Source organism: Pantoea sp. X-Soil-OKNW-556 (assembly GCF_059730695.1).
The window spans coordinates 88,727-115,150 of the sequence record NZ_AP035993.1 but is presented as its reverse complement, the minus strand read 5'-3'; the positions used below and the strand labels follow the sequence as shown (position 1 = coordinate 115,150).

Sequence of the window (26,424 nt, the reverse complement as noted above, 5' to 3'; positions counted from 1 at the left end):
GGGCGCATCCTGTTAGTTGGCGTTTTCTTCCGCTGCGGTTTTGCCGATGATGCTGGTGTCTTCCGCATCCATAATGCCGAACTCCATCAGCAACTCTTCCAGCTCGTCCATAGTGCAGGGGGTGGGGACCACCATCATGGTGTTGTTGACGATTTTGCTCGCCAGGGTGCGATACTCATTGGCCTGTTTACAGGTGGGGTCGTACTCAATCACCGTCATCCGGCGGATCTCGGCGCGCTGGACGATATTGTCGCGAGGAACGAAGTGGATCATCTGGGTGCCGAGTTTCTCCGCCAGCGCGATGATCAGCTCATCTTCGCGGTCGGTCTGACGTGAGTTACAAATCAACCCGCCGAGCCGCACTTTGCCGGATTTAGCGTATTTCACGATCCCTTTGGAGATATTGTTGGCGGCATACATCGCCATCATTTCACCGGAGCAGACGATGTAGATCTCCTGCGCTTTGTTTTCACGGATAGGCATGGCAAAACCACCGCACACCACGTCCCCCAACACGTCATAGAAAACGAAGTCGAGATCGGGCACGTAGGCACCTTCTTCTTCAAGGAAATTGATAGCCGTGATCACGCCTCGACCGGCACAGCCAACGCCTGGCTCCGGGCCACCGGATTCGGCACAGCGCACGTCGCCATAACCAATTTGCAGCACATCTTCCAGCTCCAGGTCTTCCACGGAACCGACTTCTGCGGCCATTTCCATAATGGTGTTTTGAGCTTTGGCATGCAGGATCAAACGGGTGGAGTCCGCTTTGGGATCACAGCCAACAATCATTACTTTCTTACCCATCTCCGCCAGTGCGGCGACCAGGTTTTGTGTCGTGGTGGATTTGCCGATACCACCTTTGCCGTAGATGGCACATTGACGCATGGTCATCGTATGTCTCCTGTTGGTTTGGTGTGTTTGCTCAGGAATCTGTGCAGGGAACATACCAGCCGTGCCAGGATGGCTAATGCATTGATAAATATAGGCATGTTGTTTTCGTGTCGCCGCCGGGTATAACAAAGAAGAAACAATCGCCAGACCAATTGTTGGAAACAGCACAATTCCGACGTGGCCGGTTAATTTGTCGGCTGTACAACAGGTTGTCGGGTTGGCTGTGTTGTTCCGCGCAATACATCCCGCACCGTGCAACATAAAACCAATTCATCTCATTGTTTTTATTAGTTAAATACAAACTGGCACAGGCTGTGCTTCGGGCAAGGTCACGACGATTTTCGAGGAAACAGACATGTCCGGAACGATGAAAACGATGGATGGTAACGCGGCGGCGGCCTGGATCTCCTATGCCTTTACCGATGTGGCGGCGATTTACCCCATCACCCCCTCCACGCCAATGGCGGAAAATGTTGATGAGTGGGCGGCTGCCGGGAAAAAGAACCTGTTTGGTCAACCGGTGCGGGTGATGGAGATGCAGTCGGAAGCGGGTGCTGCGGGCGCGGTACACGGGGCGCTACAGGCGGGGGCATTAACCACCACCTATACCGCTTCCCAGGGGTTGCTGCTGATGACCCCCAATCTCTACAAAATCGCCGGTGAACTGTTACCTGGCGTGTTTCATGTCAGTGCCAGGGCACTGGCGACCAATTCATTAAATATCTTTGGCGACCACCAGGATGTCATGGCTGTACGCCAGACTGGCTGCGCGATGCTGGCAGAAAGCAATGTGCAGCAGGTGATGGATTTGTCTGCGGTGGCCCATCTGGCCGCCATCAAAGGGCGCGTGCCTTTTATTAACTTCTTTGACGGTTTCCGCACTTCGCACGAAATCCAGAAGATTGAGGTGCTGGAGTACGATGCGCTGGCACCGCTGCTGGATACCGACGCGCTGGACCGGTTTCGCCGGAATGCCCTCAACCCCGATCATCCGGTTATCCGCGGCACAGCCCAGAACCCGGATATCTATTTTCAGGAACGCGAGGCCGCCAACGGTTTCTATGCCGCATTGCCGGAGATTGTCGAAAGCTATATGGCGGAGATCGCCGCCATCACTGGCCGGGAATACCATCTGTTTGATTATTACGGTGCGGAGGATGCCGAGCAGATGATTGTTGCCATGGGGTCGGTATGCGACACCATTCAGGATGTGGTTGACGCCCTGCTCGACAGCGGCGGGAAGGTTGGGGTGCTGATGGTCCATCTGTTCCGGCCATTCTCGTTAGCGCATTTTTTTGCCCGCATTCCTGCCAGCGTAAAACGTATCGCGGTGCTGGATCGAACCAAAGAGCCCGGCGCCCAAGCCGAACCGCTGTGTCTGGATGTGAGAAATGCCTTTTACCAACGTGCTAATCCGCCGCTGATCGTCGGTGGGCGTTACGCCCTCGGTGGTAAGGATGTCCTGCCATCACATATCGTCTCAGTTTTTGAAAATCTGAAAAGACCGCAGCCTAAAGATGGCTTTACCCTGGGGATCTTTGATGATGTCACCCATACCTCCCTGCCGGTGCCCGTTCAGGAGGTGCAAGTCTCTACCGAAGGGATCACCGCCTGTAAATTCTGGGGATTAGGTTCGGACGGTACCGTAAGCGCCAACAAAAGCGCGATTAAAATCATCGGGGATAACACCCCGATGTACGCGCAGGCGTATTTCGCCTATGACTCGAAGAAATCGGGCGGGATTACCGTGTCTCATCTGCGCTTTGGTCAACGTCCGATCAATGCCCCGTACCTGATCCATCGCGCCGATTTTATCTCCTGTTCGCAGCAATCTTATGTCGACAAATACGACCTGCTGGAAGGATTGAATCCTGGCGGCACCTTTCTGCTTAACTGCACCTGGTTTGGCGAGGAACTGGAGGCGAAACTCCCCGCCAGTATGAAACGCTACATCGCGCGTAACGGGATTCGATTTTACACCCTGAACGCCGTGGACATTGCCCGCCGCCTGGGGCTGGGAGGGCGTTTCAATATGCTGATGCAGGCGGCGTTTTTTAAACTGACCGGGATCATCGCCCCAGCAACTGCCGCGGCCTATTTAAAACAGGCTGTTGAGAAATCCTACGGTAGCAAAGGCCAAAACGTGGTCGACATGAATAATGCGGCCATTGACTTGGGGATGGAAGCATTGCAGGAAGTGATGGTGCCCGAACGTTGGGCAACCGGAGAAGATCATCCCGCCGTCGCGCAGTTGGTGCCTGATTTTATCAATGACATTCTTGAGCCGATGAATCGCCAGTGTGGCGATAAATTGCCGGTCAGTGCCTTCGCCGGTCGCGAAGATGGCACCTTTCCCACCGGTACGTCGGCCTGGGAGAAACGCGGCATCGCACGGGATGTACCGGTGTGGCAGCCTGAGGGCTGTACCCAATGTAATCAATGTGCGTTTATCTGCCCCCATGCCGCCGTGCGTCCGGCACTGCTGACCAATGAGGAACGCTATTTCGCGATGCCGGAGCTGTTAAGTAAACCCGCGCAAGGCGCCACCGATTATGAATATCACCTGGCGATCTCGCCGCTGGACTGCTCTGGCTGCGGAAACTGCGTCGATATCTGCCCCTCCAGGGGCAAAGCGCTCAGTATGCAGCCGTTGGAAAGTCAGCGACATATGAGCACGGTGTGGGACTATGCACTGGGGCTGGCCCCAAAACCCAATCCATTTGGCAAAACCTCGGTAAAAGGCAGCCAGTTCGAAACCCCGTTGCTGGAGTTTTCCGGTGCCTGCGCCGGATGTGGTGAAACCCCTTATGCGCGGCTGGTGACACAACTGTTTGGCGACCGAATGATGATCGCCAACGCCACCGGTTGTTCATCCATCTGGGGAGCCAGTGCCCCCTCCATTCCCTGGACCACCAACCATAAAGGGCAGGGACCGGCATGGGCGAATTCGCTGTTTGAGGATAACGCCGAATTTGGCCTTGGTATGATGTTGGGCGGTCGGGCAGTGCGCGAACAACTCGCCCATTATGCAACCGAAGCCCTGAAACGCCCGCTCAGTGCTGAGCTGAATCAGGCATTGCAGCAATGGTTGACGCTGAAAGATCAGGGCAACGGTACGCGAGAACGCAGTGAGCGTCTGAGTACGCTGCTGGCGGAAGAAAAGGGCGATGATGACTTGCTCAATCACCTTTATCAAAATCAGGACTACTTCGCCAAACGCTCGCAGTGGATCTTTGGTGGCGATGGTTGGGCCTATGATATTGGATTTGGTGGCTTAGACCATGTGCTGGCTTCAGGCGAGGATGTGAATGTACTGGTTTATGATACCGAAGTTTATTCCAATACCGGCGGTCAATCCTCGAAATCAACACCGGCTGCGGCTATTGCCAAATTTGCAGCGCAAGGCAAACGCACCCGTAAAAAAGACCTGGGTATGATGGCGCTCAGTTACGGCAACGTCTATGTCGCTCAGATAGCGATGGGGGCCGATAAAGCTCAGACATTGCGGGCCATCGCCGAAGCGGAAGCATGGCCCGGTCCTTCCCTGGTCATAGCCTATGCGGCGTGCATCAACCACGGGCTAAAAGCGGGCATGGGGTGCAGCCATCGCGAAGCGAAGCGTGCGGTCGACGCTGGCTACTGGCATCTGTGGCGTTATAACCCGCAGTTGGCAGAGAAAGGCAAGAATCCGTTCATCCTGGATTCGGAGGAGCCGGAAGAGAGTTTCCGCGACTTTTTATTGGGCGAGGTGCGCTATGCTTCGCTGCGTCGGACAGCGCCAGATATTGTGGATCGCTTGTTTGAACAGACGGAACAGGATGCAAAACAACGCTTTGAGCAGTACAGACGCATGGCGGGTGAGTAATTTATATCTTAAGAAAAGACGGCTTGAGCAGCGCAGGACACGCGCTGCTCGCTCATGTCCTTGCCATCTTCAAAATTATTCCTGCATATTGTTCTCTGGCTAAAGGAAGATTTTGAATGTTCCTGCTGACGCAGCATGTGTTCTCTTCAACGCTAGCGCTTGTGCTGCATCTAACTCACCAGGTGTTTGGGCTTAGCAGGGCAACATCATTAGTGCTTAATATGCTGACGGTCCTGCTCGGTAAGACCGGTCATTTTCATGACAAATGCCCAGTCAAAACCGCTTTCAAGCAAATTGCGGGCGATTTCCAGCCGGGTATCGCGCTCAGCGATTTGCTTGCCTTCTTGCAGGCCTTTCTGCTCACCTTTTTGCTCAAGTTGTTGTGCAATGGTCATAAGTTCATTCTCATGCTGTGGCAAACGTTGGGCCAGTTCGCGAATAAAACCTTCTGCATCTGGAGGGGAAAAACTGAAATTTATACCCGCTATTCAGAGACTTCAACATTCCCCATTGGCTCAGAAGCCGCGGGCATGCCCCAAATGGATAAGAATAATTTTCTTTTATGAGATATTGGGTTCCTGTCATCTTTAACATTATATGCTTTTAATTCCCTTTCCATGTCTTTATTTCCCACCAATAATGTTAAAAACAAGTTAAATGACACAGCGCCCGCCTTTTATATCGCCAAATCCACAGGCATCCCTCGCTCTAAAACGGTATTTTATAAGCAGAACATGCAGCAATTTGGTTATTATTTTCTACTATCGATTCATTCACCTGTTGCTATCGTTGGGCATTGTTATTTTTTCTTCTTTGAAGAGAGCGCTGCGTTAATGGAAGAGATCGTTATTGTAGAACCGGCATTTTTCAACCAGTTTCAGTGTGTGGGTAGTGCCTGCCCCGACCATTGCTGCAAAGGATGGGATATTGAGTTCGATGAATCAACGGTAAATCGATACATGCAGAGCGAAGCCATTGAAATTCGTCATATTGCTGTTGAAAATATTATTACCACTAAAGAGAGTCAGAGTCGTTGGGGAAAAATAAAATTAACAAGTAATGGTAACTGTACTTTTCTTGATGAAGAGCGCTTGTGCAAAGTGCATAAGTCACTTGGGGAAAAAGCGCTCAGCACCACCTGTGCGGTCTATCCACGTCTTTACGCCAGCTATAAATATGAAATCAAAAGTAACCTGACCTTATCGTGCCCGGAGGCGGCAAAAAGACTGTTAACAACGCCGGGCGCGATGCTCTACAGCGAAAAAATCAAGCCAAGTCCCGAGGCGTTGGATGCACCTGACATTAGCGAGCAGGATCGTCTGCTCAATCTGATGTGCAGCAACATTATGCTAACCTGCGGTTCAGACATCGAGGCGGGCTTTTACGGTATCATCTTGTTATTCTTTTATCGTGATAAACTGGCAAAAGACAATGAGCCGGAAGGAAATATTTTAAATTATTTCGAGGATATCCAGACGGCGATTCATAACGATCAAATTAGAAAAAGCATTGATGAATTAAATCCGAATTATCAGCTACAATCCGAACTCCTTTCTCGACTGCAAACATACCTGGGTACAAAACATGAAGGTCGTGGGTGGTCCACCCTACGATTCTATTCGCAAAAACTGCATGATATGCAAAGCAACAATTCCGCAGACACAATGCAGCGAATAAATACAATCTGGCAAGATAAAGCACGCCCCTGGTTCCAGGAACGCCCCCATCTGCTTAGTAACTATATCCAGTATCGTATGTATGAGGATTTTTTCCCACTGAAGAATGGGAGAGAACTCTTCACCAACCTTTATTTGATGATATCGGAATGGTTATTACTAAAGTGGCTAATTGCTGCAAATATTGCGCTGAATGATAACTTTACTGAAGATGACGTGATTAATATTGTCTATAGCTATCACAGTATCGCAAGACATGACAAAAATGCAGAGGATGTATTTTTGTCTGAAATTGGCAGGATAACGTTTAGCGATAATCTTTCATTGGCTTATCTGTTGAAGTGATGGTATTCCCCGAGGCGGATGATGATCCGGGCCGCAGACATCTTCTTAACGACCTCTGACTAACCAGTAATAAATGTAAAAGGATTGTTGTCCTGAGTTGATTCGCTAAAATGTGGCATCTCGTCCATCAACAGGGAGTCATCCGTGGCAGATTTTGAGCGACCTAAGTCACTGACAGCGGTGGTAACCGATCACGTTCGTAAGCTGATAGTTCATGGCGATATTCCGTTGGGTGCAGCCATTAGCGAACGCACGGTTGCCGCTGAGTTGAATGTCTCAAAAACACCGGTTCGTGAAGCGCTTGCCCAGCTCAGTAACGAGGGTCTTGTTACGATTAAGCCGCAATCAGGCGTGCGGGTGTTTACACTGAGCGCCAGAGAAGTCCGCGAAATCTGTGCTTTCAGGCAGGTTCTTGAAACCGCGGCACTCACTCTGGCTATGCAGCAGAATGCAAAAGGGCTGGCCGATGCACTGGATGCAGTGGTTAAACAAATGGATGTCGCTCAGAGTGAGGGGGATTTTCGCCGTTATCTGGAGCTGGATAATGATTTCCACCAGCGCTTTTTTGATTTCTGTGACAACGCTTACCTGACCAACTCTTATGTGCGTTATGCGGCGAAGATTGCGGCGCTACGTACCCATCTGTCTGCAAAACCTCAGCACACATCCCTTTCTTATCAGGAACATGGTGACATTGTTGCTGCCATCAGAAATGATGCGCACGCAGAAGTTCTGACCATTCTCGAACGCCATTTAGGCCGTACCCGCGAAACCTATGAGATCGGCGTTGAAGACATTGCCGCCGCCGACGCGGCTTCCCTGACGACGTCCTCCTGATCTTCTGAGCCAGGGATACCTGGCCCATTCCTGCGTAATCACTAAAAAACCAATCCTGGTCACATTTTTTTAACTTTTCTTTGACTGGTATACCAGATCTCAGTTAGTTTTTTTCAAAACCGGCAGCTAATGCTGGCCACGAAACCTACTCAATCTGGTTAAAGGAGCGTCTGATGAGTCGAAGATTTAAGGTGGTTATTACTGATTACGATTACGGCGACATTGCCATTGAAGAAGAGATCCTCAATGCCGCAGGTGCGGATGTTATTGGTTTACAGGCGAAATCTGAGGATGACCTGGTTGAAGCTGCTCGTAATTGCGACGCCATCATGAATCAGTACGCCCGTGTCGGCGCAAAGGTGATCTCCGCCATGACTCAATGCAAGGTGATTGCCCGTTACGGTGTCGGTGTCGATATTGTCGATGTGGACGCCGCTACCAATCGCAACATATTGGTAACAAATGTACGGGATTACTGCACCGAGGAAGTCGCCGATCATGCCATCAGCATGTGGCTGGCGCTGGCCCGTAACCTGTTTGCTTACAATACCGCCACACATCAGGGCGTCTGGCAGTGGCAATCCGGCGCACCTGTCTATCGCCTGCGTGGACAAACGATGGGGATTGTTTCATTTGGCCGCATTGGCCAGGCAATCGCCGAACGCGCTCGCGCCTTTGGCGTGAATGTCATCGTCTACGATCCTTACATCGATCCGGCATTAGCACAGCAACATCAGGTGAAACTGGTCAACAAAGCAACGCTCATCACACAATCCGACATTTTCATGATGCAGGTACCGATGACCACGGATACCCGTCATTTCCTTAGCGAAGCAGAATTCAAAGCCATGAAGCGTCGGGCGTTAATCATTAATACCGGACGTGGCCCCACTATCGATAATCAGGCGTTGTACCGCGCACTGCATGAAGGCTGGATTACCGGTGCGGCACTGGACGATCCCGAAGAGGAACCGGCAAAACGCGCGCAATGGAATCCTGCGGACAACCCGATTTTCTCTCTGCCAAATGTCATCGTGACACCCCATTCGGCCTACTACTCCGAAGAATCAATTCGTGTCGCACGCCAGTTGGCGGCCACTGAAGTTGCCAGCGTGCTGACAGGCAAAACACCACGATTCCCGGTTAATGGCGAAGCCCTTGCGCTTCGCAGCAAAGGAGCAAATGACCATGCTGAAGCAGTTTAATGATTTCACCCGCCAGCCAGAGCTGCTGGCTCAATTTGACGCTTTATTGCAGAGCTATTCCATTGCTGCGGTTTTTGCCGATGTGCAGTACCGCACTGGCGTGATGGACAGCGGCATTAAACCCGCATTCCGCGCCAAAGTCTGTGGACAGGCCATTACCGTGCAGCTCTCTAAAGGCGACCTGGTTGATCCATTGAAAGCACTGGAGATGGGACAACCTGGTGATGTGATCGTGGTGGATGCCGGCGGTGACGGTAACACCTCCGTTTGCGGAGGGCTGATGGGGGGCCTGGCGCAGAATCGTGGGATTCGCGCCATGATCATTGACGGGGCCGGGCGCGACACCGATGAACTGGAAGATATTAACTGGCCAATCTGGAGCCGGGCGATCACGCCTCGCGGTACCCACACCATGTTTTCCGGGCGTAAAGAAGAACTGTCCATCAACGTTCCCATCGCGGTCGGCGGTCAGTTAGTAAAACCTGGCGATTTTATCGTGGCTGACCTGATGGGGGTGGTGGTGATCCCTCTGGAAAATGCGCAAGACGTTTTAAATCTGGCGAAAGAACAGGTTGAGCGTGAACAGGCCACGCGCGAATGGGTGAAGCAGGGCAAAACCGTTGAAGACCTGCTGGCAGAGTTTGGCCGTATCTGACCGTTTGCTCTGCACCCAGGGTGCAGAGCATGTGAACCCGGAGATAAAGATGAGCAACACTGCGGAATTTGGACTCTGTGACTGGGGCACCTCAAGCTTTCGACTGTGGCTGGTGGACGGGCAGGGCAAAACCCTGAGTGAGGTGCGTACCCACCAGGGGTTAGGCAGTATGGCCGACCGGTCGTTTTCACGCGTGCTGGAGCAGCATCTGGCGGAACTTGGCGCATCATCCGACCTGCCGGTATTGATTTGTGGGATGGCGGGCTCCCGCCAGGGCTGGAAGGACGCCGGTTACAGCACGGTCCCGCTGACGGTGAACGAGCTTCTGATGTCACCGATCAGAATTGCTGGCGAAAGAGACATCCGTATCTTGCCAGGCGTATGCCAACGTTCACCGGCTTACGATGTCATGCGTGGCGAGGAAACCATGTTGTTGGGTGCAGTGCGATCAGGCCAGCTTAAGAACGGATTGATCGTGATGCCCGGCACTCACAGCAAATGGGTCTCGCTGGAGGATGCAGTTGTCACCGGTTTTAGCACGTTTATGACCGGGGAACTGTTCAACCTGATGAGCACGCATTCTATCCTGCGCCACGCGGTCGCCGATGCTGTCGGTGAAATTGATGAACACTCTCCGGCGTTTATCGCGGCAGTGAAGCTGATGTTAAGTGGGGGATCACTCACTCAACAGTTGTTCACCGTGCGCTCAACCACCTTACTGAGTGACTGCACCCCGGCAGCAAGCGCCTCGCGCTTATCGGGATTGTTGATTGGTGCAGAGGTAGCGGCATGCTATCAACAGACGTCGCAGCGCCAGGTAATGTTAATTGCATCAGGCTCCCTCTCCGCGCTTTATCGCCAGGCTTTAACGCTGGCGGGCTTTGCTGTCACCCTGGTGGATGCTGACGAAGCGGTACGCGCCGGGCTGTTCCAGAGTGCACAAACCCTGTGGCAGCGGCAGGAGGAGCAACATCATGTCTGAATTAACTTTATCAGGGGCTAAGCGGGGGCTTATCGCCATATTGCGCGGTGTTAAACCCTACGAAGTGGTGGATATTGGCTATGCGTTGGTCGAAGCGGGAATCGAGATCATTGAGGTTCCCCTGAACTCCCCGCAACCGTTTGAATCCATATCTCGGCTGATAAAAACATTACCTTCGAACATTCTCATCGGTGCTGGCACAGTGCTGAACCCACATGATGTCGACCGACTGGCAGACTGTGGCGGCGGCATCGTCGTGAGTCCCAACGTCGATAAGGCCGTCATTGAGCAAACCCGTTCACGGGGCATGTTATCTCTGCCGGGCGTGTTGACAGCAACCGAGGCTTTTACGGCGATTGCCGCAGGAGCCAGCGGCCTTAAGTTCTTTCCGGCATCCGTGATAGGGGCCAGTGGTATCAATGCGCTGCGCGCAGTTCTACCTTCAGACATCCCATTGGGCGCGGTTGGCGGAATAGAAGCTGGGCAGTTTATTGATTATCACCAAGCCGGTATTCATTTTTTCGGGCTTGGTAGCAATCTGTATAAAGCCGGAGATAACGCACGCATGGTTTCGCAAAGAGCAATAAATCTGGTGCACGCCTGGGACGCCTTAAAAAACCAATAACTATTTTCCCGTAATAAAACGGCTACGGCATAAAGAACGTGGCCTTATTCTCTCTACCCTACAGGAGAAAATAAATGTCTGGATTTACTCTGTCAAAACAAAGCTCGACCATGAAACCTCCAGGGCGGCAACGCTGGGGAGTGCTAGGGTTACTGTGCCTGCTGGCGATCATTAATAATATTGACCGCCTGACGCTTTCTATCGCAGCGCCGGTAATGCAAACTGAAATGCATATCACCGCTACGGATATCGGCCTGCTGGGAAGCGCCTTTGCTTTAGCTTATGCATTTGGTCAATTACCTTCCGGCTGGTTTGTCGATCGTTTCAGCCCGCGTATCCTGTTGGGCGCGTCCGTGATCATCTGGAGTGCCGCGACAGTCGCGATGGGTATGTCCTATACGCTTACTGGCTTTATACTGGCCCGTATCTGGCTCGGTCTGGCTGAAGCACCCTCCTTACCAGCCACGAATAAAATTGTTACCCGCTGGTTCCCAAAAAAGGAGCAGGGCATCGCCAATGCCAGCTGGGATGCTGCACTTAAAGTAGGACCGGCCTTCTTTACCTTTTTACTTATCTGGATCGTTTCAGAAATTGGCTGGCGTGAAATGTATTTCATTGCCGGTGGGGCAGGAATTATTGCCGCAGTGATATTTTTTGCCTTCTATCGGGATATTGAGAAACATAAATCCCTGACAAAAGAAGAACGGGAATATATTCAGCATGATGCCACCCCCATAATTACAAAAAATAATTTACCCTGGAGGGAATTATTCAAACATCAAACGATGTGGGGCATGATGGCGGGTTTCTTTTGTAATATGTGGGTTTACCAGATTTTCCTGGTCTTTATCCCACTTTATATCATTAACCAGTTTGGGATTAAATTTTCCTCTTTAGGACTGGTCGCCAGCGTCCCGTGGATTGGTGCGATCATCGGTGATCTCGTGAGCGGTGTGATTTCAGGTAAGCTCTCCGAACGTTCCGGCTGGAGCACACTTAAAGCCAAGAAGGTCACCATCATTGGTGCGCTGGTGTTACAGGCTATCGTCCTGGCGCTGCTGCCATTTAATGGCATGTTCGGTGAAGGTGCGGGCCTGACTGTCGCGGTGATCTTAATGGCGTTTGCGCTCGGTTTTAATGGTGGCGTAGTCGCGCATGCCTGGTCGATTCCAGCCGAAGTCACAGCCCCTGGCACCGTAGCCTCTGTCGCCGCAGTGCAGAATTTCGGTGGCTTCCTCGGTGCGACAGTTTCACCGCTGGTCGCTGGCGCGATTGTCGATGCTACTCACAGTTTTACACTGGTGTTTCTGATTTCCGCGGTTGTCTCTGTGCTTGGCGCAGGTATTTATTTCTGGTTCGTCGGTAAGCCGGTTATCCGCGAAGAAAAATCCTCATCCCTTATGGCACAAGCTACGCAGGAGTAATCTGAGATGAAAATTACTGAAGTAGAAACCTATATCCTGAAGAGCAAACTGGATCGGCCATTTGCCTACTCACAAGGCTGGGTGCAGGGACGATCCACCGTGCTGGTGCGCATCGCCACCGACGAAGGCATTGAGGGGTGGGGTGAGACGTTCAGTGTTGGCTTGCAGCCTCCTGAAATCGCTGCCGCCGCCATCAACAGCGCCCTGAAGCCATTGATCATCGGTAAAGATCCGCGCAATACAGAAGTCTTGTGGCATGACATGTATGTCAAAACGCGAGATTATGGCCGTAAGGGGGTGGTGCTGGGGGCCATCAGCGCAGTTGATATTGCGTTGTGGGACATCTGCGGTAAAGCGGCAGGGTTGCCGCTTTGGCAACTGCTTGGCGGCGCGTTTCGTGAGCGCGTGCAATGTTATGCGACAGGTTTTTTCCGTACGGAAGGACGCGGCCAGGCGGATGCTATGGCCAGTGAGGCGATACGCCACAGTGAAGCCGGTTTTTCCCTGATGAAGGTGAAGTTAGGCTTTGGTGTTGATGATGACGTAAAAGTGATGTCTGCTATCAGGGAAGCCGTTGGCGAACGCAGCAAATTTATGATCGATGTTAACCACGGCTATGGTGCCAATGATGCCATTCGCCTTGGACGCGCCCTGGCCGATTACGATTTGCTGTGGATGGAAGAGCCGGTTATTCCTGAAGATTATGTTGCTTACCGCCGGGTGAGGGATGCGCTGGATATTCCCATCGCGGGTGGTGAAGCGGAGTTTTCATTGTTTGGCTTCCGTGATCTCATTGCATCTCAGGCCATTGATATTGCCCAACCGGATATCTGCCTGGCGGGTGGGGTGACTGCATTACGTCATATTAACGTGTTAGCCACGGCAGGCGGCGTTCAGGTCAACCCTCATGTCTGGGGCACTGCGGTGGGTCAATACGCTTCTTTGCATCTGATCGCGTCAACCCCGGTCACCCACTATGCGCTCTATGCCAGCCAACCGCTTTTCGAATACGACACATCATCACATCCGTTCCGCACCGCGCTGGTCGAGAATCCGCTTGAACATGAACAGGGTTGGTTAGCGTTACCGCAAGAGCCTGGTTTGGGCTTCACGATTAATCGTGAATTTTTAAAAGAGAATGCTCTGACTGCTAACATATTTTGACGTAACACTCCTGAAATCTGGGCAGAACAGGTAGCCTGCCCAGTTCGGGAATGTCATTAAGAAACAGTGGCTTTGAAGCCTCTTAACCGGCTCAGTTGGCACCTTTTAAAGGGGCTGGTTTATAACTTGTATTCAAAACAGAGAGGTCGACAGTTTTTTCCGCCTGGTCAAGGTCATAGGCAGCTTGAATACGTAACCACATCGCGGGAGTACTGCCGATTACAGCTGACAGCTTGATAGCCATTTCTGGTGTGATAGCAGTCAATCCAGAAACCATACGTGAAGCTGTGGAGGGCGCAACGGCCAGAGCACGGGCTAGCTCTCTGATGCCGATATCAAGATCCTCCATAATATCGGAAATAATTTCACCCGCGTGTGGGGGGTTATGCATAGTCATCAGTGATAATCCTCATAATTCAGAAGTTACGGGTAGGGAATGATGACGCAGACTGGCCGTGATAGAGGGACAGGTAATTTAACATAACTATCATTTTGCGCACTTTTATATCTTATTGATAAATATTTATTTTTTATCAATTAAGACTTGCGTGACCGATTTGGATAACTTGTACAGCCTCTCAGCTTAGCCTTATGGCACAGACAGCTTCGCGCAAGTATCACCGGATAAGGGTTTCATCCAAGCTGATGACAGAGTAGTCTCTTGGCCGACTCTGAATGATGCCCGCTTTGATAAGAATGACTTGCTGCTCGTTCTAACAACTAAAAATAGTGCAAACAGGACAACTATGGATTCTCCACTTATTTCACCATCAGCCATGAACAAAACTCCGTCTCTGAATCGTGCCCGGCGTGCTGCCTGGGGTAGCTTTGCCGGTGCGGTGGTTGACTGGTATGACTTCTTGCTTTACGGCATCACTGCCGCCCTGGTCTTTAACCATGAATTCTTTCCACAGATTAGCCCAGCGATGGGAACGCTCGCTGCATTCGCCACCTTTGGTGTCGGCTTTCTGTTCCGGCCGTTGGGCGGGATAATCTTCGGCCATTTTGGAGATCGTCTGGGCCGTAAACGCATGTTGATGATGACGGTTTGGATGATGGGTATTTCCACCGCCCTTATCGGCCTGTTGCCAACCTTTTCCAGCATTGGCTGGTATGCACCGGTGTTGCTGGTCACATTGCGGGCCATACAGGGCTTTGCCGTTGGTGGAGAATGGGGAGGTGCAGCGTTGCTGTCAGTAGAAAGTGCGCCTGAGCGAAAAAAAGCCTTTTACAGCAGCGGTGTTCAGGTCGGCTACGGCGTGGGACTTTTACTCTCCACCGGACTGGTTTCACTCATCAGTCATTTAACATCGGACCAGCAATTTCTGAGCTGGGGTTGGCGCATCCCTTTCTTATGCAGCACGATCCTGGTTCTTGCCGCGCTGTGGATACGAAAAGGCATGGAAGAATCCGCTGAATTTGAGCGCCAGCAGAAAACAGAAGTATCAAAGAAATCACGCATACCTGTCATGGAGGCGCTGGTGCGTCATCCGGGTGCGTTTTTAAAGATTATCGCACTACGACTGTGTGAATTACTGACAATGTATATCGTTACCGCGTTCGCACTGAGTTATTCCACACAGAATCTAGGCTTGCCACGCGAACTGTTCCTTAATATCGGTCTGCTGGTCGGTGGCCTAAGCTGTCTTACCATCCCCTGTTTTGCCCATTTAGCGGATCGCTTCGGTCGTCATCGCATTTACATCATCGGTGCGGTGATCGGTATGTTGAGTGCCTTTCCTTTCTTTATGGCACTGGAGGCAAAATCTCTCGTCTGGATAATATTCTTCTCAATTATGCTGGCGAATATTGCGCATGATATGGTCGTCTGCGTCCAGCAACCCATGTTTACTGAAATGTTTGGTGCAGGTTATCGCTACAGCGGCGCAGGGGTGGGTTATCAGGTTGCCAGCGTAGTTGGCGGTGGTTTTACGCCGTTTATTGCGGCCTCTTTAGTCACCCTGTCAGGTGGCCAATGGCATAGCGTGGCAATTTACCTTCTGGCTGGTTGCCTGCTCTCCGCAGGCACCGCGTTGTTTATGAAAAAATCTCACTAACTGCGCTTGATGAGTGGGCAGCCATCGGGCTCCCACTTTGCGCCACCGGTTTTACAACGGGTTCCTGACTAAACTCGAAGCTGAGGGTAAAGTTGTGGTGGTGATTTTCCACCATGCCCCCTTCTTCCCTGGAACAATATGGCAATTCGTTAACGTGTTATAAACCGCACCGGCATACTGCGAATCCCGGTATGTTTATTTTAGCTCCAACGACAACTATCGACTTTTGCCAGTTCAGATATTTAAGCCCTTTCTTTTCTCTCAATCTCACAGATACAGATTCGTTAATTGATAATGACTATTATTATCAATTAATGATAAAATATTGCTCATACCTGAGATTGCTGAATACACACATGAACGAGACAAAAATCCTAATAATCGAAGATGATATTGATATAAACCAATCACTTGCTTCGTTTCTCAAAACGCAGGGCTATCATGTGGAAACATGTCCTTCAGCTGAAGTTGGGCATGAGTGGATGAAGAAAAATAGCACTGACTTGATTCTACTTGACCTGATGTTACCTGGAGAGAACGGCTTTGAATTCTTCCGTAAAGTCCGCACCGAAGGAGGTCCAGCTGTCATCATGCTAACGGCTCTGGAAGATCCTGCTGACAATATTCTTGGTCTGGAACTTGGCGCAGACGACTATGTTACGAAACCCTTTGATTTACATGTTCTCCTCGCCAGGATTCGTTCCGTATTACGCCGATCGACTTCTCGTGATGTCTCTCAACCAAAATTAACAACAGAAATGACATTTCAGTTTTCTGCATACACCTTTTACCCCTTGAGACGCTATCTTCGCGGTCCTGGGGGACTACGCAAATCCTTGACCGCGAACGAAACAAATTTATTGGTCGTGTTGTGTCAGAACGTCAACAAATTGCTTTCTCGCGAAAATCTGCTGGAGTTAACTCGGGCGGATGACTGTTCACCATCAACACGTACCATCGACATTCTGATTAGCCGTTTAAGAAAAAAACTTGCTGATGACCAGGTAAAAGATGAGTTAATCCAGACATTCAGAAATGGTGGCTATATGTTCAGACCAGAAGTTAATACGCTGTGATGAAAACATTCTTTTCCACTACGTTAGGCCATATTCTGATTATTATTTCATGCTCGACTGTCATTACCTTTATGGTTTTATGCACACTGCTATTCATCCCGAAAGGGCCACCCGGCCCTCCCTGGCCATGGCAAACAACTTATCGTATTAGTAGCATTGTTAATATATTGCGTGAAGTTGAGCCTGCACAGCAGAATGCAATATTGCAGGCAGCACAACGAGCCGATGGGATGAAAATGCGTTGGGTCACACAACAACCTGTAAGTTGCACAACTCAGACATTCAATACCTGGGATCTGGCAAGATCACTAGCCAGTGAATTAAAAGGGGGAAACCATATTGACGTTTTTTCCTGTAACTCTCAGAACCCCCGCCAGGATATACAGGTCATCATAAATATGGGTAATGGTTATCTTGAAGTGATGGTGGATAACATTGGCAGAGAACCTACGCGATTTACCTTTCCAACCTTCTGCGCAATATTGTTTCTTCTGACGGGAATTGCCGTTATGTCAATTTGGGCAATTGGCCGAATTATTAGCCCACTGCGCGAACTCTCAATAAAAGCAGACGCATTCAGTCGCGATATGACGGTTATACCGGTGAAAGAGGAAGGCCCTCTCGAAATTCGCAGAGTCGCCCACACTTTCAATCTCATGCAGGAGCGCATCTCAAGTTACATGCAAAGCCGTAGCCATATGCTGGCAGCTATCAGTCATGATCTGCGTACTCCCCTCACCCGAATGCGACTTGGTATCGATACCTGGCCAACGGAAATTGCAAAAGAAAAACTCATCAAGGACATAGATCTGATGACCAAACTGATCGGGGCGGCTCTTTCTTTCATTCGCACGGGTTCGGATGGAGAAAAACCAGAACGGCTGGATTTGGATGCCTTACTGACAACCCTTTGCGATGAATATGAAGATGGCGGAACATGCATACAATACATTGGTACATCAACCCTGGAATTATTTTGCAAACCAGAAGCTATTCAACGGGCTATCGTCAACCTTATTGAAAATGCAGCAGCACACGCAGACCAAATAGCGATTTATACCAGGCAGGCCGGTGATCAAATCATTATTGAGATCATGGATAACGGCCCAGGCATCCCTCCCGACATGCTAGAGAAAGTCAAAGAACCATTCTTTCATCTCAATTCGGCAAGAAATGAGCGAAAAGGAAATGCCGGATTAGGCCTTTCAATCGTCAATGAAATTGTTCAATTACATGGCGGTGTATTCGAATTGATGAACCGTAACCCTCACGGACTTAACGCGCGTGTGACCCTCCCTAAATCATTGCATGCCCGTACGGAATACGGGCACGCTTCATCTTAGTTCAGGGCAATACGCACAACATCATCAGGTAGAATAGTAGGTTTATCATGAGCAGAGTCCTGCTTTACACTTACATAGAGTGCATCACCTGATGTTGATAATGCAAAACTATTAGGGTGTGCTGGAAGCCGTAAAGTTGACAGCACCTCATAGTTTCTGCCATCAATTATGCTGACAGTCCCATCGTTACGGTGGGCTGCGAAGATCTCATTACGCTGTGAATTGAAAAGAACACCGATAGACTCAGGTACATTGATCCGATGAATAACTTTACCATTGGTCGTGTCCACAACCAAAATCTCAGCTGCTTTATTATCTGACACAAATGCGCGATGCCCTTTCTTATCGAGAGAAATATTCATCAGCAAATGTTCCTGGTCATCTGCGACAATTTTCGTTCTGGAGAGGATGCTATTGTTCTGGCTGTCGATTGTGATGAACTCTCCATCACCGTTACTGGTATAAAGGCGGTGATTATCATTATCTATTGCCAATCCGGTGTTGAGTTTACCCAATCCGTGCAGTGTCTGTTTCACCACTAAACTGGCACCATCAACCACCCATAGCACACTATCTTTGCGGTTAACACCACTGACATAAACGGTATTGGTTTGTTCATCCACCGCCAGCTCTCGCGGTGCAGGTGGCCGGTTGTCGTCGTGAATCTTCATCTCACCCGCAGGTTTCGTTCCACGAGCTTGCGCATTCTGACGACGCGGCTCTGTGGGTTTACCTTTCGTTTCTGCTCTTTGCATCTGCGGTACCAGGCTAACAATACCTTTGACCTTTCCTGTATCAATATCAACAGCGATAAGACATCCATCTATACTTCCACCAAAATATGCGGTGTGCGTTTTATTGTTTATTGCTGCGCCAAAAGGCTTTTTACCTGTTTTGATCGTGTGAATCACATTCAGTGTTTTTGCATCAAGTTCATATACCAGCCCCCCTTCAACATTTCTGTCCTGAGTGGTGGCAACCAAAATGGATTGATGATCATTGTTGTAGACCATTTCATATGCACCTACATCAACCGGTTTTCTTAACACCTGGATGTCTGCAAAACCCGGAGTTGCCATACTCGCCAATAATACGGCAAATAGTGTTTTTAAGGTATAGTGCCCTTTTTTCAACTTTACCATCATTAAGTCCTTAATTTTTCATCTTAGTTATTAACCGGGAGACTCTTTTCTGATTTAGGCGTATTAGATACCTGATACGCCCTGCTGTAGAATCAGAAATTGTAGGTCAGGCTAACGTTGTAACGTCTTCCATCCTGATTATCGCCATAGGTATCACTATCTATGTATTTATCAAACAGGTTTGAAACGCTGGTATTTAACTTAACCTTCGGTGTAAGTTGGAAATTAACCCCTAAATCAACAACGGTGTAGGAATAGAACCCTGCTGTTTCAGTTGACCTGGAATTCCCTGCATAGTGCTCAGACGTTTTGCCACGATAATAAACACGCAACCACGGACTGATATTCTGTGAGAAGTCATAATCCAGACGTGCACTTACCAGATGTTTAGGTTGCTGATTAAGCGGCTGGCCTGCAAATTCTCCCGACTCCTGCTTGGTTTCAGTATAGGTGTAAGAAGTATTTAGATGCAGATTAGACAGAATATCCCATGCAAATGTGGATTCAACCCCACGCATCATTGCCTTACTCACATTATAGTAAGACGAGACAAAGTCATATTTCTCGCCATTATAATCGCAGGTATAAGTTCCGGCATCTCCGGTGCATAGCGTTTCAAGTTCAATTTTGTTTCTGAACTTACTGTAGAATCCGGTGACGCCGACTTTCACTCTGCCGCTGTCCCAGTTAATTCCCAGCTCATAGTTAGTACTGGTTTCCGGCTTAAGATCAGGATTACCAATACTTACGCCATCTCGTTGACCGGAACCGGCAGAGTCAGCCCAGTTTGACGCTGACTGGCGTAAAGTGGGGTTTTTATAACCACCAGAGATACCGCCCTTTAACGTCCATTGCGGGGCGATAGTCCATACTCCATAAAGTTTTGGTGTAACGTGTGAACCGTATTTTTCATTTTCATCCAGACGAAGTGACGGGATCACATCAAATGGGTCAACTACATTCCATCGGTCCTCAGCAGTCAGCGCCCAGCTATTACGGTCCAGTTTTGAAGTTGGATCACCACTCTCAACTTTAAGCACATTGTTCGCATCATGGATGGTCTCGTTCAGGAATGAACCCCCAAATGAAAACGTATGATTGTCCCCAAGATAAAGTTTCTCAAGCGTGTTTAACGTGGTGTTTCTGCCAGTGATGCTACTGCTGGAATTGGTTGAGTCCTGAATTTGAGCATAAGAATTAGTCTCCAGGATTCCATAATACCCTTTATGGCTCAGCGTATAGTTTGTTCGAGTGTAGGTATGGTTAGTCGTACCACCAGAAGTTTTCGGTGTGGCCAGTGTTTCCTGTAAAGCTCGGGTCACATCAAAGTCAAAAATATTGTCGAGATTTGGCGTCCAGGTAAATCCTACCCCTCCATTCAGAAGTTTACGTTTTGCTGCCCCACCATCATAGTCATCTTCATTTCTCTGCTGAAAAGTGCCATCGACTTTCATACTCAGCGTATCTTCAATCAATGGACCTGCTAAATGGGCGCTGGTTTGATTAATGTCACCAGAACGGCTGTGTTCCTGGATAGTTGTTCCTGCGGTAATCGAACCGTGCCATTCTTTTCTGTTCGCTTTTTTAGTGATGATATTGATAACACCACCTATTGCATCGGAACCATAAAGGGAAGATGCAGGGCCACGGATCACCTCAATATGATCAATGGCTTCGATACCCGGCAAAAATTGATATCCCGTTGTCGTTGTTTCATCGACGGTTTCTCGCATATCAACCTTTTTTCCATCAACCAGAATCAAGGTGTAATCGCTTGCCATGCCACGCATGGTTATTTCTTCAGAGCCGACGCTTCCTGTTACAAAAACCCCTGGGACGTCTCTTAGTACATCCAGCACCGTATAATATGGCTTGGAATGTATGGTTTTATTGCTAATGACGGTGACAGAGGCGGCAGCTTTGGTCACATCCTCATCGAATCCAGATGCCGTCACGACCATTGTGTTCTGGTCTTTACCATTAAGGTTATTAGCAGTTGAATCATATGAAAAATCATCGGCATGGACATTATTCATCGTCAAAATGGACAATGTTACTGCAAGAGATAATGAAGAGAGCCGCGGCAATCCCTGTGCATACTTGATAGACATTTCTTTTTTCTCGTCGTTTAATTGAACATATTCAGAACACGGGCGTGCAACCAAATAACGCAATTAAATGCGAATGGTATCAATACGGTCATTTCTTATGAGAGCCTGCAAAGCAGGCTCAAATTTTATTGATTTCTATTTTGAATGACGAAATACAACTAATTACTTGAACAACAATGGAAGGAAGTTACGCAGTGAAACACGGATATTACGCCCATCATGGATCTCACCCGGTTCAACGATGGCCTGATATTTAATTCCACGCTCACTCAGAAACGTTTTCATCAGTTCGAAAGTTTGGATCAGAGGTTCATCGCTTCCAACACTCATAAAGACCAACTTCATATTTGCGTCTGAATTCAGTTTAGGAATATATGCTCCTAACTTTTTCATGTCAGGTACGCGGTTCAGATCAGGCCCAGTGTAATGGTCATAATGCAGCTTGCTTTCAATCTGCACACCTACACCCGGCCAGGTCGGGAAGCCGCCGCTGAAAGTACCAATCGAGGCAAATACATTCGGATTACGTGCTCCAGCCATAAAGCCTTGTGCACCAGGAGAGGAGAAACCGCCGATTGCACGATGCTCTCGGTCCGCCAATGTACGGAATGATTTATCCACGAAGGGGACGATGTTATCTACAATCGCCTGAGATGCTTCTACATATTTTTCAGATGTCTGGTTTCCTCCACCATGGAAACTGGAGTTCCCCAGCGAACTTCCTCCTGGCGCATCCGGGTCGAGAACAACCACAATCATCGGTTGGATACGTTTATCTGCAATCATGTTATCAAGCAAGTTGAAGATGAAAGAGTCTTCATTCGCCCGAGAACCATCATGTGCGCCACCTAACGTGAGATATAAAACCGGGTAACGCTCAGATGAATTGAAATAGCCTGGTGGGGTATAGATGGTAAAACGCTTCTGACTGTCCATGAACGGCACAGACGTGTAAGTAACACTGCCTTTAGAAGCGGAATTTGCCACGAAGTCGTCAGCTTTTGCACCAGGAATAGCAAATTCATTGTTTGCCAGTCCGGTTTGAGGAGACTTACGGCCAAACTCAGGCATCGCTTTAACACCATCAACGATAAACTGGTAATTCCAGATATCGGAAGCCAGAGGACCCACAGTGGTGGTCCACACGCCATCAGCGCCTTTAGTCATGGCAACCCGACTATCCCCTTTCGCTCCACCAGGCCAGCCACCCTGCACTTCTACTTTAGAAGCTTCCGGCGCACGAATGCTAAAAACCACTTTATTATCAGGTAAGACTTTAAAAGGCTGAGGCGGTTGAGCCCATTTATGTTGCCCGCCTTTACCCCCATCATGAACCTGAGCATGAGGATCATTAGCTGGCTGAGGCAAGTCAGCAAACGCCTGATGGCACAAAACTGCCGAGATCATAACCGCAAGAGAACGCAAAACAATGCCATGTGCTTTTGTCTGATTCATACCATGTCCATATTAGAAGTTATAAACCGCACTAATTATCAGGAATTTATTTAGATAAGTAGAAGATAAGAAGCCGATACTCAAAGACCCGAAAGTACAATTATTCTCCATGCAGGATAATATTGGGGGTTATGGTGCCATTGACCATCCCTTCTTATTCGCGGCTAAGATAGCAGATATGAACAGACATGCAATTGCTTATGAAAATCATTATCATTATACAATATTATCGCAAGATAATGATATTTAAGTTATTTTTCTACAAAAAGATAATTTATGTGGCCATACTTAAATAACAAAAATATTGTGACTTAATTTGCAAACCTTTAAAGGAATATGTTTCACAAATGAAACAATGCAACGAATTCCTTAATTTTATCTGGTGTTAATTGCTCTGCTGGCGCTGCGCCGCTTCTTGTTCATTAGCGTCATGCACAGTACCGCCAGTAGGCCATAGGCTCGCTGCAAGAAAGAAAAAAATAAATTCCGTCGGGAAAACTCATCGCGATGGAACAGATCTACACGGTCAAAAAACAATTAGCCTCCTACTCCCTTTTTCGGACGTTAGCGAAGAACAGTGGATTCCGTTTATCCCCCAGCCCGGGAAACGTTATTACTTTGCTATTGACTATCGCGCACGCGAAATATCGGAAAATTATTTCATTACCAATCAAACTCAGTCGAGAGATGTTGTGAGCACATTCCCACAACTGCCACAGCCTAACTGGGATGTTACCAAGCGTTGTCGGCATATAATCAAGGTTGAATAGAGTTTTGTCTGTCTAACCGCGCGAGATTCTGTGACGTTGCCAGCTTTGCATAGTTTATGCCTTTAACTTTTCTTATCCGCATTGCTATCAAAGCTGGGAGTTTTTAACAGAACAATATATGAGTCATCACAAGCTGTTAATAGTCACACTTCTCTCTTGCACCGAGGACAGTTTTGCCAGTTGTAGTAAACTCATTACCATTCCAGGTAATGTAGTCAGAATTACATACATCGTTTTCTACCCATTTTACCGACACAGAGTTATCTTTAACCCCGTACCGCAACTGAAGCATATAGTATTCTTCCCCACCATAAGGAAAACTGAAGACCTGCCCTGTCGCTACGTCCCCCACAAATGAAAAGTTGCAACTGGTGCCGCACCCGACAGTCACTATTGCATAGTGGCCCGCAAAATTTGGTCCAGTCTTCATTTCGTTGGTAATTCTTGTCTTAAATCTGGCGTATTGACTGTCTCTTCCGTTGAAATCCGGGAGGTGGATTGTTCCCCGATAAACTTGATTCATTGGAAGCCCGGAGCCGGTCTCGGCATGTACTTGTGTAGCTGAAATGCATAGCAAAGCTGAAGCTAAAAGAATGGAAGCGGTTCTCATTTTTATATCCTGCCAGGTTATCATCCCGATAAATGTTTGCTTTAACATACTGTAAGCGCATCCATTTTAACCATAGGCCGTGGTTCTGTCTCGAATTTTTATGCGAATAAAGCACTAATATTAGGGAGGCACGGCTGAGGATATAAATAAGGGCAGTTCTAACTGTCCTTATTTTTATATATAAACTCAGTTCAGTACCCTTTGAATCAATGAATTTTCTGTATCCGCCAAAGCTCTTTTTACGTAAACATTTAAGCGTGCCTTTACCCAAATCATGCCTGTCAACTCCACTTTATTCCGGCACGACCGTAAGCACAGGTTAATCGCCATTGGCGTTATTTAATGCTCCTGCCGGGAGTCGTGCCAGAACAGACGCCATTCAACCGAGGGCGATACCTGTCAGTGGTTCGAAGCTGGCGATACGCTGGAGTGGCTCATCTGAGTTCAGTTTGTACTGCCATAAATTACCGCCCAGGTCAGTAATCCAAATCACTCCACGAGGATGATCTATGGCTAATCCGATACCTTCGTCCAAACCCATAGCAAGGATACGATGATCGGTAAACTCGCCGTTTTGCACCGAAGCACAGTTTAACGTGTTTCCCCCTTGCAGCTTGTCTCCCCTGTCTGTCCAGTACATCAGGTTATTGTGGAAATCGAACTCCAGATCTATCGGTTCCGGTAAGTTTTCCATTACAGGCTTAATATCCTGCCGTGTTGATGCCGTTTTTCCTTCAGGGAGAGCGAGTGATGCACGCATAATGCGCCCCTTCCCACCTTTTGACGGTCCTTTCTGGGTCCAGTAGATAAAATCATTTTTCAGATCAATCGCGATCCCAACACAATGCCGCGTATAGTCTCTGGAATCTTTGGGAAACAGCCCCGTCTGAATAAGTACCGTCAGATTTGAGCCATCATCATTTGAGCGAAGAACGCGCATTCCTTCTCGATCGCACCAGTAAAGATGACCATTGTCGCTGTCGTGGAGAAGCTGCTTACCCGTAACAAACACCCCATTTTCAACCAGGCGCTTACGGCCAGAACCGTCCAGGTTCGCGGTTTCAACACTGCCATCGGCCTGGAAAAATTCCAACGTATCAGGCTCTTTGTGCTCCCCCATATTTGTCCAATAAATCCGCTTATTTATAACATCTATGGCAATGCCATCGGGATGGGAGCGTAAGCCGGAAACAACAGAAGCGCGTTCCCCGGTTTCAGGATTAAATTCAATGATGTCGCCTGAAAGCGGCTGTAGCAGGAAAAGACTGCCTGTACTCATGAAACCCCCACTCAATTCATACTGAAATGTTCGAACGCCGTTGTATCCCGCTCGGTGAAAAACTCACTGCGGAATCAGTAACCGGCAACGTAGAGGTAATTCTGACACAACTGGCTTGCAGGCTCACCGCTCTTGATAAATCTGGCAGAAGGGAAGTGAAGAAGCGTAATACATAGATGTACTGACAACATAAGCCGCACAACACACAAAATGTTACACCTCCTTAAGAAAAGATCACATTAAATGTAATTTGTGAAATTTTACCGTCATTTTTGTGATACAGGTTAAGTTTTTATATCCCTATAATTATTGAGAGATTGAATTTATGTCACCACACCTGTGGCTGGCAGCATTCAGTCATAACAATAGAATCACATATGGCAGGTCATTTATTTATGGTTGAGCAATCAAGTCGTGTTTCGCGCAGGCGTTTGTTGCAGGGAATGGGTGCACTGGCTGCACTGACGGTTATTCCTGCATTCCCTTCCTATGCCAGTGCCCCCGAAGACAGTAGTTTCGCAAAATTATCCACCCTGCTAACCGGTAAATCACAATTACCGGAAAACTTTACCAGGGTCCTTCTTGCTGCATTCTCCAGAATTGACAGCAGTTTCAGCAGTAAAACGTCCAGACTTCAGCAGTGGATTGACCAACACGCAGTGAGCGCCAATGAAATGAGCAGCAAGCTGGCAGCCGATCCCTCAGTAGCCGATTTAGCCCACCTCCCTACCGACATTTTGACTGGTTGGTATCTCGGGGTCGTCGGCAAAGGAGAGAACGCCATTTGCGTGGCTTATATCGAAGCGCTCGCGAATCAGGTTGTGGCCGACAAGCTCAGACCACCGACCTACGCTTACGGCGCTTATGGCAGTTGGGCTGCAAAGCCGCTCTAACCCCTGGGTTCAATCT

Annotated in this window: 20 protein-coding genes and 1 pseudogene; 13 read left to right on the top strand and 8 right to left on the bottom strand. The window is 48.8% G+C overall.

Annotation, left to right across the window (positions count from 1 at the left end; translation table 11 throughout):
* Positions 1-12: 12 nt before the first annotated feature.
* Positions 13-894: a nitrogenase iron protein gene (gene nifH / locus AC6I8T_RS25550; RefSeq protein WP_021183946.1), complete on the bottom strand. Its 882-nt coding sequence runs from the start codon at positions 892-894 to the stop codon at positions 13-15.
* 355 nt (positions 895-1,249) lie between these two features.
* Between nifH and nifJ the strand changes: the two genes are divergently transcribed.
* The gene (gene nifJ / locus AC6I8T_RS25545; RefSeq protein WP_497834776.1) at positions 1,250-4,759 is read left to right on the top strand and encodes a pyruvate:ferredoxin (flavodoxin) oxidoreductase; all 3,510 of its coding nucleotides are present in this window, start codon (positions 1,250-1,252) and stop codon (positions 4,757-4,759) included.
* A gap of 209 nt (positions 4,760-4,968) precedes the next feature.
* Here nifJ and AC6I8T_RS25540 read toward each other — a convergent pair.
* Positions 4,969-5,214: pseudogene (locus tag AC6I8T_RS25540) on the bottom strand (Rpn/YhgA-type helix-turn-helix domain-containing protein); the annotation flags it as partial.
* Between the two features lie 162 nt (positions 5,215-5,376).
* Between AC6I8T_RS25540 and fliB the strand changes: the two are divergent.
* The 8 genes from fliB (at position 5,377) to AC6I8T_RS25500 (ending at position 13,672) form a co-directional block, all read left to right on the top strand.
* Entirely contained in the window at positions 5,377-6,780 is a 1,404-nt protein-coding gene (gene fliB, locus AC6I8T_RS25535; protein WP_497834775.1) for a flagellin lysine-N-methylase, read from the top strand.
* A 144-nt stretch (positions 6,781-6,924) separates the two neighbouring features.
* The gene (locus tag AC6I8T_RS25530) at positions 6,925-7,617 is read left to right on the top strand and encodes a GntR family transcriptional regulator (RefSeq protein WP_021183942.1); all 693 of its coding nucleotides are present in this window, start codon (positions 6,925-6,927) and stop codon (positions 7,615-7,617) included.
* Between the two features lie 173 nt (positions 7,618-7,790).
* Entirely contained in the window at positions 7,791-8,822 is a 1,032-nt protein-coding gene (locus AC6I8T_RS25525) for a C-terminal binding protein (protein ID WP_497834774.1), read from the top strand.
* Complete coding sequence (locus tag AC6I8T_RS25520) at positions 8,806-9,477, top strand: RraA family protein (protein WP_244634092.1); 672 nt, start codon at positions 8,806-8,808, stop codon at positions 9,475-9,477. The genes AC6I8T_RS25525 and AC6I8T_RS25520 overlap by 17 nt, the downstream gene beginning before the upstream one ends.
* Before the next feature lie 49 nt (positions 9,478-9,526).
* On the top strand, positions 9,527-10,459 hold the full coding sequence (locus AC6I8T_RS25515) for a 2-dehydro-3-deoxygalactonokinase (RefSeq protein WP_497834773.1): 933 nt from the start codon (positions 9,527-9,529) through the stop codon (positions 10,457-10,459).
* Positions 10,452-11,084 (top strand): 2-dehydro-3-deoxy-6-phosphogalactonate aldolase, encoded by a 633-nt coding sequence (locus AC6I8T_RS25510; protein ID WP_497834772.1) that lies wholly within the window; start codon positions 10,452-10,454, stop codon positions 11,082-11,084. Before AC6I8T_RS25515 ends, AC6I8T_RS25510 begins: the two co-directional genes overlap by 8 nt.
* Positions 11,085-11,158: 74 nt before the next feature.
* Positions 11,159-12,508 (top strand): MFS transporter, encoded by a 1,350-nt coding sequence (locus AC6I8T_RS25505; RefSeq protein WP_021183937.1) that lies wholly within the window; start codon positions 11,159-11,161, stop codon positions 12,506-12,508.
* Positions 12,509-12,514: 6 nt separating this feature from the next.
* A complete protein-coding gene (locus AC6I8T_RS25500; protein WP_208726906.1) occupies positions 12,515-13,672 on the top strand; it encodes a mandelate racemase/muconate lactonizing enzyme family protein in 1,158 nt (385 codons plus the stop codon).
* A 91-nt stretch (positions 13,673-13,763) separates the two neighbouring features.
* Here AC6I8T_RS25500 and AC6I8T_RS25495 read toward each other — a convergent pair whose 3' ends face one another.
* Complete coding sequence (locus AC6I8T_RS25495; RefSeq protein WP_497834771.1) at positions 13,764-14,069, bottom strand: HigA family addiction module antitoxin; 306 nt, start codon at positions 14,067-14,069, stop codon at positions 13,764-13,766.
* Positions 14,070-14,418: 349 nt separating this feature from the next.
* Here AC6I8T_RS25495 and shiA point away from each other — a divergent pair, with 349 nt between their 5' ends.
* From shiA to AC6I8T_RS25480, 3 genes are all read left to right on the top strand, one after another.
* A complete protein-coding gene (gene shiA, locus AC6I8T_RS25490) occupies positions 14,419-15,729 on the top strand; it encodes a shikimate transporter (RefSeq protein WP_208727091.1) in 1,311 nt (436 codons plus the stop codon).
* 356 nt (positions 15,730-16,085) lie between these two features.
* Complete coding sequence (locus AC6I8T_RS25485) at positions 16,086-16,805, top strand: response regulator transcription factor (protein WP_497834770.1); 720 nt, start codon at positions 16,086-16,088, stop codon at positions 16,803-16,805.
* Complete coding sequence (locus AC6I8T_RS25480; RefSeq protein ID WP_497834853.1) at positions 16,805-18,148, top strand: ATP-binding protein; 1,344 nt, start codon at positions 16,805-16,807, stop codon at positions 18,146-18,148. Before AC6I8T_RS25485 ends, AC6I8T_RS25480 begins: the two co-directional genes overlap by 1 nt.
* Here AC6I8T_RS25480 and AC6I8T_RS25475 read toward each other — a convergent pair.
* The 5 genes from AC6I8T_RS25475 to AC6I8T_RS25455 all read right to left on the bottom strand — a co-directional run bounded on the left by AC6I8T_RS25475 (position 18,145) and on the right by AC6I8T_RS25455 (position 25,515).
* Positions 18,145-19,293: a YncE family protein gene (locus tag AC6I8T_RS25475; RefSeq protein ID WP_497834769.1), complete on the bottom strand. Its 1,149-nt coding sequence runs from the start codon at positions 19,291-19,293 to the stop codon at positions 18,145-18,147. The genes AC6I8T_RS25480 and AC6I8T_RS25475 overlap by 4 nt on opposite strands.
* A gap of 89 nt (positions 19,294-19,382) precedes the next feature.
* On the bottom strand, positions 19,383-21,401 hold the full coding sequence (locus AC6I8T_RS25470) for a TonB-dependent receptor domain-containing protein (RefSeq protein ID WP_497834768.1): 2,019 nt from the start codon (positions 21,399-21,401) through the stop codon (positions 19,383-19,385).
* 162 nt (positions 21,402-21,563) lie between these two features.
* Positions 21,564-22,856 carry an esterase gene (locus AC6I8T_RS25465; RefSeq protein ID WP_497834767.1) on the bottom strand — a complete coding sequence of 431 codons (1,293 nt, stop codon included), beginning with the start codon at positions 22,854-22,856 and terminating at the stop codon, positions 21,564-21,566.
* Between the two features lie 906 nt (positions 22,857-23,762).
* Positions 23,763-24,284, bottom strand: coding sequence for a hypothetical protein (locus AC6I8T_RS25460; protein WP_244634091.1), 522 nt, complete (start codon positions 24,282-24,284; stop codon positions 23,763-23,765).
* Positions 24,285-24,615: 331 nt separating this feature from the next.
* The gene (locus AC6I8T_RS25455; protein ID WP_208726903.1) at positions 24,616-25,515 is read right to left on the bottom strand and encodes a hypothetical protein; all 900 of its coding nucleotides are present in this window, start codon (positions 25,513-25,515) and stop codon (positions 24,616-24,618) included.
* A gap of 377 nt (positions 25,516-25,892) precedes the next feature.
* Between AC6I8T_RS25455 and AC6I8T_RS25450 the strand changes: the two genes are divergently transcribed.
* Entirely contained in the window at positions 25,893-26,408 is a 516-nt protein-coding gene (locus AC6I8T_RS25450) for a sugar dehydrogenase complex small subunit (RefSeq protein ID WP_244634090.1), read from the top strand.
* Positions 26,409-26,424: the final 16 nt, after the last annotated feature.